Genomic DNA, 10373 nt, shown 5'->3' on the forward strand with positions numbered 1-10373 from the left:
ACAAGCGCGGCGGCGGACCGACCTGGCTGACCGGTACCTACGATCCGGAACTGGACCTCGTGTACTGGGGCGTCGGCAATGCCGGTCCGTGGAATGCCGCCTTCCGCAAGGGCGACAACCTGTACATCGGCTCGGTGATCGCGGTGCGGCCGAAGACCGGCGAGATCGCCTGGCATTACCAGTTCTCGCCGAACGACCCCTTCGACTACGACGGCACCAACGAACTGGTGATCGCCGACATGGATGTCGACGGCGCGAAGCGCAAGGTCATCATGCAGGCCAACCGCAACGGCTTCTTCTACGTACTGGACCGCACCAGCGGCAAGCTCCTCAAGGCCAATCCCTTCGTCGACAAGATCACCTGGGCGAAGGGTATCGACATGAAGACCGGCCGGCCGATCGATACCGAGGACACGAAGAAGATCCGCGCTTCGCTGACCATGGACAAGGCCATCGATGTCTGGCCGTCGGCACTCGGCGGCAAGAACTGGTCGCCGATGTCGTACGACCCGTCGCGCCGGCTGATCTACGCGAACACGCTCAACATCGGCTTCCCATACAAGACTGTGGATCCGGAATACAACAAGGGCGCGTTCTACCTCGGCATGGAATTCACCTCGCTGTCGTGGCCGGAGAACGGCAACCGCGGCTACCTGAAGGCGATCGATCCGCTCAGCGGCAAGACGCGCTGGCAGGTGCCGTCGGCGATCCCGAATTTCGCGGGCGTGCTGACGACCGCCGGCGGCCTGCTGTTCACCGGCGCGATGACCGGCGAGTTTCTTGCGTATGACAGCGAGACCGGCAAGAAGCTCTGGCAGTTCCAGACCGGCTCGGGGATTGTCAGCATGCCGATCACCTGGGAGCGCAACGGCAAGCAGTACGTGACGGTTACCAGCGGCATCGGCGGCGTCTATACGTTGTTCAGCGGCGACGACCGGCTGAAGAACATCCCCGCCGGCGGGTCGGTGTGGACCTTTGCCTTGATGGATAAGTAACCAAAGAAGTAGGGTGCGCCCCGCGCACCCTACACATTGACCTGGACGTGCTACTCGTCCTCTCTCATTCCGTAATCAACATGATCAGCACCAGCTCTTCTTCTCTTCTGCGTTGGTGCGCGGCGGTTCTGTCCGCCGCGCTGCTGGCGTCGCTCCCCGCACTCGTCTTTGCCTTCGAGCAGGGCGACCCCGTGCGCGGCGCGCGCGTCTACCGCCAGTTCTGCCAGCACTGCCACGGCCCCAACCTCGTCAATCCCGGCACCGTGTCCTTCGACCTGCGCCGTTTGCAGCCCGATGAGTATCCGCGCTTCAGCCAATCAGTCATGAACGGCAAGGGCAACATGCCGCCGTGGAAGGCAATACTGAAGGAAGGCGACCTGGATGCGATCTGGGCTTACATCATGACCGCCCGCGGCGGTTGAACATCGCATCACAATTTTTCAGGAGACAAGCATGGATATGCCCGATTTTCGCTCTATCGTCACATTGAAGACCGCGCGCTTCCTCGATACGCCGCGCCACCACATGCTGATCGACGGCGAGTGGACGGAAAGCCGCGACGGCAAATGGCTGGAGGTCGTCAATCCCGCCAACGAGCAGCGCATCGCCGAAGTGCCGGCCGGCACCGCCACCGACATCGACCGCGCAGTGAAGGCCGCACGCCGCGCATTCGACACCGGCCCTTGGAGCAGGATGCGGCCGTCGGAGCGCCAGCGCCTGCTGCTGCGCCTGGCGGACCTGATCGAAGAGAATGCGCAGACGATGGCCGAGATCGAATCGATCGACAACGGCAAGTCGGTGCAGATGGCGCTGGCGGTGGATGTCGCGCTGACGATCGACTTCCTGCGCTACATGGCCGGCTGGGCGACCAAGATCGAAGGCTCGACGGTCGACGTGTCGGTGCCGTATGCGATGCAGGGCGAGTTCTTCGCCTATACGCGTCGCGAACCGGTGGGCGTGGTCGCGGCCATCGTGCCGTGGAACTTCCCGCTGCTGGTCGCCGCATGGAAGCTCGGCCCGGCGCTGGCGACCGGCTGCACGGTGGTGCTCAAGCCGGCTGAACAGACGCCGCTGTCGGCGCTGTTCCTCGGCGAACTGATCCTCGCAGCAGGCTTCCCGCAGGGCGTGGTCAACATCGTCACCGGTGACGGCCCGAATGCGGGCGCGCCACTTACGCAGCATCCGATGGTGCACAAGATCAGCTTCACCGGTTCGACCGAAGTCGGCAAGCTGATCGGCAAGACCGCGATGGAAAACATGACGCGCGTCACGCTCGAACTCGGCGGGAAATCCCCGGTCGTGGTGCTGGATGATTGCGATCCGGCAGCGGCGGCCGCCGGTGCCGCCAACGCGATCTTTTTCAACCACGGTCAAGTCTGCTGCGCCGGCTCGCGGCTCTACGTGCAGCGCAAGATGTTCGACCGGGTGGTGGCCGATGTTGCGCAGATCGCGTCGTCGATGCCGCTCGGCCATGGCCTCGACCCGAACGCGCAGATGGGGCCGCTGGTATCGCGCGAGCAGATGGACCGCGTGTGCGGCTACATCGACATCGGCCGCAGCGAAGGCGCGCAGCTCGTGACCGGTGGCGGCAGGGCAGGCGAGAAGGGTTACTTCGTCAAGCCCACGGTGTTTGCGGGTGACCGCCAGGACATGCGCATCGTGCAGGAAGAAATCTTCGGGCCGGTGCTGGTGGCGATGCCCTATGACGACCTCGATGAAGTGGCGGGCTGGGTGAATGACACGCCGTACGGATTGGGCGCGAGCATCTGGTCCAACAACCTGTCGCGCGTGCAGCGTCTGATCCCGAAGATCAAGGCCGGCACGGTCTGGGTGAACTGCCACAGCATGCTCGATTCGTCGGTGCCCTTCGGCGGCTTCAAGCAGTCCGGCTTCGGCCGGGAAATGGGGCGCGCATCGCTCGATGCCTACCTGGAATCGAAATCGGTGTTCATGGCGATTTGAGCCTGTAACGACTGTCTCCACTCCGTTCCACATCGCCGGCCCAGCGGCGACGGAATATCATTGGGGTGTTTTCCGGCGGCTCCGGCCGCCGGATTTTTTGCATTCTGCGTTTTCCTTCTTCGGTTACACTTCCGCATCTCCCGGACCGCTGCAGACTTGTAGCGCCGCCTTTCATGGAACCACGGAAATGACATCCCGATACACCGCGCGCGCCGTGATGATGGCCGCCATTTCTTCCGGACAGGGCAAGACCTCGGTCACCGCGGCACTCGCGCGCAAGTTGACGCAGCAGGGGCTGCGGGTGCGCGTGTTCAAGACCGGCCCGGATTTCCTCGACCCTCTGATCCTGCAGCGTGCCAGCGGTGCTCCTGTCGAAAACCTCGACTTGTGGATGGTCGGACTCGACCGCTGCCGTGCGCTGCTCGCGCAGGCTGCGACGGAAGCAGATGTCATCCTCGTCGAAGGCGTAATGGGCCTGTACGACGGCACGCCGTCCTCGGCCGACCTGGCACGCGCGTTCGGCATCCCGGTCATGGTGGTCCTCGACGCCGGTGCGATGGCACAGACCGCAGGCGCACTTGTGCTGGGCTTGCAGCAATACGGCCCGGTCGATGTCGCCGGCGTCATTGCCAACCGCGTCGGCACACTGCGCCATGCGCAGATGATCCGCGACGCAATGCGCGGCATTCCGCTGCTCGGTACGCTCGCGCGCCAGGCGGAGTCGCTGCCGGAACGGCATCTTGGCCTGGTGCTGCCGGAAGAGGTGGCGGCCTTCGATGCCATCCTCGACAGGCTGGCGCAGGAACTCACGCTGGATGACGCAGCGTGGCAGGCAATGCAGCCGGTCGATTTCATCGATGCCGGCGAACCGGCTCGTCCGGCGCGTTCGCTGCAAGGCAAGACTATCGCCGTGGCACGGGATGGCGCGTTCGCATTCCTGTACCCGGGCAATCTCGCATGCCTGCGCGAACTCGGCGCGGCGCTGAAGTTTTTCTCGCCGCTTGCGGACGAGGCGCTGCCGGAGGGGATCGACGCGGTCTACCTGCCGGGCGGCTATCCCGAATTGCATGGGCAAGCCTTGTCCGGTGCAGCACGCTGGCAGCAATCGATCCGCGCCGCGCACCAGGCGCACGTTCCAGTTGTTGCGGAATGCGGCGGCATGATGGCGCTCGCCGAATCGATCACTTGTACTGACGGAGCGACCTGGGCTATGGCCGGCATCCTGCCGGGCAGGGTGGTGATGCAGACCCGCCTTGCCGCAATCGGACAGCAGGCATTGCATACCCCGCAGGGAGAATTGCGCGGGCACGCGTTCCATTATTCGCGGCTGGAGTCCGGCGTCGCGCCCGCCGCGCGCACCGTCAAGCAAGTGTCCGGCGAAGCGGGAGAACCGGTGTACCGCGTCGGATCGCTGACCGCGTCGTACTTCCATGCGTACTTCCCGTCGAATCCCGCGGCGGTCGCCGACTTGTTCCTGGGTGTGAGCTGAAGATGACTGATAACCCGCATCGCTATTCCGACGAGGAAATCAACGGCGTATATCGCGCGATCCGCGAACGGCGCGACATCCGCCATTTTCAAGACACGCCGATTCCGCGCGAGCAGCTTGACCGCTTCATTGCCGCCGCGCACATGGGGCCGAGCGTCGGCTTCATGCAGCCGTGGCGCTTCATCCGCATTGCGGATTCCGCGCTCCGGCAGCGCATCCATGCGCTGGTGAATGAGGAGCGGCTGCGCACGGCGGAAGCGCTCGGCGAGCGCGCCAATGCGTTCATGCAATTGAAAGTCGAAGGCATCCTCGCGTGCGCCGAGGTGCTGGTGGTCGGGCTGATGGACAAGCGTGAAGACTATGTATTCGGCCGCCGCACCATGCCGGAGATGGACCTCGCATCCGCCGCCTGCGCGATCCAGAACTTCTGGCTTGCCGCGCGTGCGGAAGGCATCGGCGTGGGCTGGGTATCGATGTTCGATCCGGAACAGTTGCGGACGATGTGCAACATGCCTGAGGGCAGTCAGCCGATCGCAGTACTCTGCGTCGGTCATGTGGAAGAGTTTTACGCGAAGCCGATGCTGGAGACGAGCGGATGGGAGCGGCGGCGTGCGATAGATGAAGTCTTGTTCGAAGACGAATGGGGCAGGAAAGGATCGTAGGGTGGGTTTCGCTTCGCTCTACCCACCCTACGATTCATGCTCGGTTTACCTCAGAACGCCATTTTCAGCGTCACTCGCACCGTACGCGGTTCCAGCGGATGCACCAGCCGGCCGTCAATCCCGCCGTTACACGTCCCGCCCGCCTGCTCGCTGCGCGTGCACGCACCACCCCAGTACTCGATGTCATTGCCCTTGCGGTCGAACAGGTTGAGCACGTCGACGCCGATCTGCGTCTTCGGTGCGACGCGATAACCGAGCTTGAGGTTCACCGTCCAGAGCGGAGCAGACTTTTGCTGGCCGGTTTCTTCCAGCGCATACGCGCCCAGGTAGCGCAGGCGCACACCACCGAACCACCGGCTGCCATGGTCGATGGTGGCGGCAAGCGATGCGGTGACCGGAATCGCATTCGGCACATGCGTGCCGCCATTGTCGGCCGCTTCCTTGAAGCGCGCCTTTGACCATGCGATGTCGCCGTCGAGGATCAGCCAGTCGTTCGGCGTGATGTAGTTTGCCCATTCCACGCCGTGCCGCCGCGATGCGCCGCGCGGTTCGGTGATCCCTTCATCGCCGACGAACACGAGTTCCGATCCGAGGTCCAGTCGCCAGAACGACAGGCTGCTGTTCCAGCCCGGCAGCGGCTGCATGCGCATGCCGACTTCCGAGCCCCTGGCCTTGGAGAACAGGGCAAGCCTTTCCGCCGCGCTGCCGTCGGCGGGATTGACCACGCTGGTCGCGCCGCGCACGTCGTTGGTATGGAAGCCGTAGCCGGCATTCGCATAGAACTCCGTATTTGCTTTTTCACCGAAGGGGCCGAACACCAGGCTCAGCTTGGGGCTGGTCTGGCTCGCGCGCGCGTGACCGCCGTTGCCCATGTTGAAGGCGCCGCTGCTGGGTGACACGTCGGCCGAGATGCGATCGTGGCGCAGGCCGGCTGTCGTGCGCATCCAGTCGGTCCACTGGTTGCGCGCTTCGAGCAACAGCCCGGTCGCGGTTTCGGTGATGCCGTCTTCGCGCACCGTATCGGTACGGACGCGATTCACGGTGTTGTACAGGCCGACATTGCGGATGCGGTCCTGGCGCAATTGCAGGCCGGCAGTCAGTTCGGTGTCGTTCCATGCGGGACCCAGCACCCACGTCCGCGCTGCCTGCCCGCCCCATGTCGTGCGCCGGTCTTCCTGTTCATGCTGGTCGCCCTGCAGCCCGTTGATGAAGCCTGAAGGCGACGCGAAATAGTTGAGCCGGTAGTCGACGACATACACATTCACATTGCGCGAACCGTCCTGGCCGGTCGCTGCCCAGTCGCCGGACAGGCTATAGCGGTGCGTTTTGCCGCCATCGTTGGGCAGCAGCGCGCCGAAGCGCCCGATCTCGCCGGATGCGACTGCGCGTTCCGGCACGTGCTCGGTCGCGGCCCAGTCGGATTGATACGCCATCGCAGTCAGGGCGAAGCCGTTGTTCGGACGGCCCTGTGACAGGCGAACGATGCCGTTGAGCTTGCGCAGGTTTTCCGGCTGTTCCCACGGGCCGTCATAACCCGTCGCCTCGATGGCGCCCAGCAGCTGGAATCCGTTGACTTCGGTGCTGCCCGCGCCAAGGAAGCGGCGGTAACCGCGCTGCCCAAGCGTCAGTTCGGCCACCGGCGCGGCCAGCGTGCGGCGGTAATCGATGCGCGCGGAGCCGGTGGTCACGAAGTCGCCGTCGTCGGCTGCGTACACGCCCTTGCGGTATTTGACGCTGTCGATCAGTTCCGGGATCAGGAAGTTCAGGTCCATGTAGCCCTGGCCATGCGCATGGCTGGCGATGTTGGCCGGCATGCCCATGACCGTCGTCGCAAAGTCGCTGCCGTGGTCGAGGTTGAAGCCGCGCAGGAAATACTGGTTGGCCTTGCCGTCGCCCGAGTGCTGGGTGACGATCATGCCGGGCACCGATTCCAGGACTTCGGCCGGGCGCAGCGAAGGGCGGTTGGCCAGCTGCTTTGCGGTGACCGTGCCTTCGGTGGCAGATTCCGCCACGCCGAGCAGGCCATTGCGGTCGGAGGTGACGACGATATCCTGCAGTGTAGGGACGCCTGCAGCGGAGGCGACGCCTGCGCCTGCGAGCAGTGAGAAGAACAAGGATGTGTGAGACGTAGAAATATGCATTTTTCCGTGATGAAGCAAAGAACACTTGCATGACACGGAATGGCATGACCGGTTGACCACGAACGTGAACGCCGCCCGCATTTGCGCAAGGCAGGTTCAAGACAAGCAATTGAAAGGCACGGAAGTCAAACGGACAAAACCACTCCCCGAGTTTTGTACCATCATCAACGTGCATGGCCGGTATTCTGGCTTGCCTTCATCCTTCTCGATCCTTGCCTTCCCATGCTTGCGCACAGTGGCATGCGGACAGAGTCGTCTGGCTTACAGCAGCGGGGGCTGCGCCGGACTGGCATGAGACGTGGTCTCGTGCGTCACCGGCTTCCCGTTTGACCCTCATGCAGAGAAGCAGGAGGGCACCATGAACGTCTGGCCGGGATTGTACATGAATGGATCAGCGCGACGCTGCGGCAATCGCTTCCAGCAGCTTGGCGTAGGTGTGCGTGACGGGAAATTGGGGATACTCGCCGGCCATCGCCGGCGGCGGACAGAACAGGATGCCCGCATCCGCTTCCTGCAGCATGCCCACATCGTTATAGGAATCGCCGGCGGCAATCGTCCTGAAGTTCAGCGCCTTGAACGCAGCAACGGATGCGCGCTTCTGGTCCGGCACGCGCAAGCGGTAACCGGCGATGCTGCCATCCGGCGCAGTGTCGAGGTGATGGCAGAACAGCGTCGGCCAGCCGAGCTTCTCCATCAGCGGCATTGCGAATTCATAGAAGGTGTCGGACAGGATCACGACCTGGAACTGCTTGCGCAGCGCGTGCAGGAATTCCGGCGCGCCGGGCAGCGGCTGCATGCCGCCGATCACCTGCTGGATGTCGCGCAGGCCGAGCTTGTGCCGGCGGAGGATGTCGAGCCGTCCCGACATCAGCTTGTCGTAGTCCGGTTCGTCGCGCGTCGTCCGGCACAGTCCGGGAATGTCCATGCGCCGCGCGCATTCGATCCAGATCTCGGGCACCAGGACGCCTTCGAGGTCGAGGCAGATGATGTGCATGTTGTATTGTGCGTGACGATTGCCGGAAGCAAGGCTGTCGGATTTACGTCCCCAGCTTCTTCCCGGTGTTGACGTCCTGTCCCTTCATCCACGCAAGCAGCACGGTTTCGCCCAGCTGGATGTCTTCCCGGATCGCTTCCGCCGTACCAACCGGATCGCGCTGCTCGAGGCCGCTCAACACGCGGTAGTGCGCGTGGTTCTGGAGATCCTTGCGGTTGGCTTGCAGTTCGGTGTGGAAGAAGATGTTCAGCAGCGGCCCCATGCGGACCCACAGGCTTTCGAGGATGCCGTACAGGTTGGGGAGCCGTGCGATGGCGACCAGTTCGAAATGGAAATCCCGGTTCAGGCGCGCGGCTTCGCGCGGATTGGTCGGCAGGTATTTGATGAACTGTTCGTGCGTGTGGCGCAGGGATGCGATCTCGGCCGGCGTCGCCTTGTGTGCGGCAATCTCGGCCGCCGCGCCTTCCATCAGGCGGCGGATGAACTGGATTTCGGAAACCGTTTCAGGCGCCAGTTCCGGGACGGTGATCGCGGTCGCCGCCGTCATCTGCAGCGCCTGTTCGCTGACCAGGCGGAATATCGCTTCGCGCACGGGGGTGGGACTAGTGCCGAGGCTTTCCGCAAGGTCACTGATACGCAGGCGGTCGCCCGGCACATATTGCCCGTTCATCAGTGCCGAGCGGATTTCCTGGTAGACGCGCGAGGAGAGATTGTCTTTTTCAACACGTGCAAGTGTTGTCATGGTGGGTTCACTCGAAAAATATCATATAGCTGTCTCAGTATACGGCATCGCTAATGGGAGATGCCCTCTGTTTTTGCCTCGCTTCCAAGGAGGAATTCAGCGAGCAGTTCGATCTGGGCGGTAACCATGTGCACGCCCTTGTGAATGCGGCAGCCGCGTTCACGTGCGGCGCGGAGCAGGGCGGTTTCGTCCGGCTGCATGATGACTTCGGCAACCGTGCACCCGCGCGGCAGGCAATCGGGGTCGATCGGCAGCGGGTCCTCCGCATGCAGTCCGAGCGAGGTGCTGTTGACGACGATATCCCAGTTGCCGCGCGGATCGTCCACGGCTTCCATCTTGCTCTGCGGGTGGATATCCCTGAGCCGCCGCACGAGCTCCTCGGCCCGTTCGCGGTTGCGGTTCAAGATCGCAAGCCTGCCGACCCCGGCATCCAGCAATGCATCGGCGACCGCGGTGCCGGCGCCACCCGCACCGAGCAGAAGGACGGAGCACCCGGCCAGTTCGATTCCTTCCCGTTTCATCCCCGCCGCAAATCCGGCGCCGTCATACATCCGGCCGATGAAGCGGCCGTCCGCCATACGTCGCGCCACATTGGCCACCTGCAGGCTGGCCGCGATGCCTTCCAGTTCGTCGCACAGTCCGGCGATGGACTGCTTGTGCGGAATGGTGACGATCACACCGGCAAGGTTTTCGACATGGCGCAGGCTGTCCATGACGGACGCAAGCTGTTCCGGCGCGACTTGCCAGGGCACGAGTACTGCGTTGAGGTCGCGGGCCGCGGCCAGCGCGTTGAAAAAAGTTGGCGTGCGTACATGCGTGGCCGGGTAGGCGAGGATCACGACGACGCGGGTTTTTCCATTCACCTCGCAGATGCGGGGCATGTTGCTGTTTGTCATAAGGATTCTCCAAAAAGGGCAGGCACCGGCCTGCCGGAACCGCGACGGGCAATTCAAATTCTGCTTGCCGCCGCGTTGATATGATGTATGATATATCAAATATTTTCGAGGCGGCGCTGATTTTCCTGATTTCCAGCCGCGTAGATCAACGCTGTGTTTTGCGAGGAAAGTTGGATGCAAGCAATTTTTGGATCGCCGGGAAGGTACATCCAGGGGCCCGGCGTAGTAGACGAAGTCGGCGCGTGCACGGCGTTGCTCGGCACGCGCGCCGTCCTGGTCGCGGATCCGCTGGTCATGGACATGATCGGCGGCCGGATAGGGAAGAGCTGCCGCGATGCCGGCGTGCAGCTGGAAAGCGTCAGTTTCGATGAAGAGCTGACCCCGACACTGGTCGAGCGCCTGGTGTCGGCCAGCAGGGATGCCAGGCCCGAGGTCGTGATCGCCGCCGGTGGCGGCCGCAGCATCGATGCGGGCAAGGCGGGTAGCGCCGCC

At 63.5% G+C, this 10373-nt stretch carries 10 protein-coding genes and 1 riboswitch; of the genes, 6 read left to right on the forward strand and 4 right to left on the reverse strand.

Annotated features, from left to right (window positions below):
- The 5 genes from AYR66_RS21645 to bluB form a co-directional block, all read left to right on the forward strand.
- Positions 1-995, forward strand: a 995-nt coding sequence (locus tag AYR66_RS21645) for an outer membrane protein assembly factor BamB family protein (RefSeq protein ID WP_170942338.1), incomplete at its 5' end; no start/stop codon positions are given.
- Positions 996-1075: 80 nt separating this feature from the next.
- Complete coding sequence (locus AYR66_RS21650; protein WP_088709224.1) at positions 1076-1417, forward strand: c-type cytochrome; 342 nt, start codon at positions 1076-1078, stop codon at positions 1415-1417.
- Between the two features lie 103 nt (positions 1418-1520).
- Positions 1521-2957, forward strand: coding sequence for an aldehyde dehydrogenase family protein (locus tag AYR66_RS21655; RefSeq protein ID WP_420093136.1), 1437 nt, complete (start codon positions 1521-1523; stop codon positions 2955-2957).
- Positions 2958-3144: 187 nt separating this feature from the next.
- Positions 3145-4446, forward strand: a complete 1302-nt coding sequence (locus tag AYR66_RS21660; protein ID WP_234814969.1) for a cobyrinic acid a,c-diamide synthase CobB — start codon at positions 3145-3147, stop codon at positions 4444-4446.
- Positions 4447-4448: 2 nt separating this feature from the next.
- Complete coding sequence (gene bluB, locus AYR66_RS21665) at positions 4449-5108, forward strand: 5,6-dimethylbenzimidazole synthase (protein WP_088709226.1); 660 nt, start codon at positions 4449-4451, stop codon at positions 5106-5108.
- 50 nt (positions 5109-5158) lie between these two features.
- Here the strand turns inward: bluB and AYR66_RS21670 are convergent, their stop codons facing one another.
- From AYR66_RS21670 to AYR66_RS21685, 4 genes are all read right to left on the reverse strand, one after another.
- The gene (locus AYR66_RS21670; RefSeq protein WP_234814970.1) at positions 5159-7222 is read right to left on the reverse strand and encodes a TonB-dependent receptor; all 2064 of its coding nucleotides are present in this window, start codon (positions 7220-7222) and stop codon (positions 5159-5161) included.
- 185 nt (positions 7223-7407) lie between these two features.
- Positions 7408-7625: riboswitch (cobalamin riboswitch) on the reverse strand.
- Positions 7626-7640: 15 nt separating this feature from the next.
- Positions 7641-8243: a bifunctional phosphoserine phosphatase/homoserine phosphotransferase ThrH gene (thrH, locus tag AYR66_RS21675; protein WP_088709228.1), complete on the reverse strand. Its 603-nt coding sequence runs from the start codon at positions 8241-8243 to the stop codon at positions 7641-7643.
- Between the two features lie 43 nt (positions 8244-8286).
- Positions 8287-8985 carry a GntR family transcriptional regulator gene (locus AYR66_RS21680; RefSeq protein ID WP_088709229.1) on the reverse strand — a complete coding sequence of 233 codons (699 nt, stop codon included), beginning with the start codon at positions 8983-8985 and terminating at the stop codon, positions 8287-8289.
- A gap of 50 nt (positions 8986-9035) precedes the next feature.
- Positions 9036-9881 carry a shikimate dehydrogenase family protein gene (locus AYR66_RS21685; RefSeq protein WP_234814971.1) on the reverse strand — a complete coding sequence of 282 codons (846 nt, stop codon included), beginning with the start codon at positions 9879-9881 and terminating at the stop codon, positions 9036-9038.
- Positions 9882-10055: 174 nt separating this feature from the next.
- On the opposite strand from AYR66_RS21685, the gene AYR66_RS21690 reads away from it, so the two are divergent.
- Positions 10056-10373 (forward strand): iron-containing alcohol dehydrogenase (locus AYR66_RS21690; RefSeq protein WP_141104289.1); only part of this gene is annotated, 318 nt, incomplete at its 3' end.

It is taken from the genome of Noviherbaspirillum denitrificans (assembly GCF_002211445.1).
In the GTDB taxonomy this organism is placed as follows: domain Bacteria; phylum Pseudomonadota; class Gammaproteobacteria; order Burkholderiales; family Burkholderiaceae_D; genus Noviherbaspirillum; species Noviherbaspirillum denitrificans.

Coding starts and splice junctions, on each gene's coding strand:
- AYR66_RS21650 (WP_088709224.1), top strand. CDS start 1,076: ATGATCAGCACCAGCTCTTCTTCTCTTCTGCGTTGGTGCGCGGCGGTT.
- AYR66_RS21655 (WP_420093136.1), top strand. CDS start 1,521: ATGCTGATCGACGGCGAGTGGACGGAAAGCCGCGACGGCAAATGGCTG.
- AYR66_RS21660 (WP_234814969.1), top strand. CDS start 3,145: ATGACATCCCGATACACCGCGCGCGCCGTGATGATGGCCGCCATTTCT.
- bluB (WP_088709226.1), top strand. CDS start 4,449: ATGACTGATAACCCGCATCGCTATTCCGACGAGGAAATCAACGGCGTA.
- thrH (WP_088709228.1), bottom strand. CDS start 8,243: ATGCACATCATCTGCCTCGACCTCGAAGGCGTCCTGGTGCCCGAGATC.
- AYR66_RS21680 (WP_088709229.1), bottom strand. CDS start 8,985: ATGACAACACTTGCACGTGTTGAAAAAGACAATCTCTCCTCGCGCGTC.
- AYR66_RS21685 (WP_234814971.1), bottom strand. CDS start 9,881: ATGACAAACAGCAACATGCCCCGCATCTGCGAGGTGAATGGAAAAACC.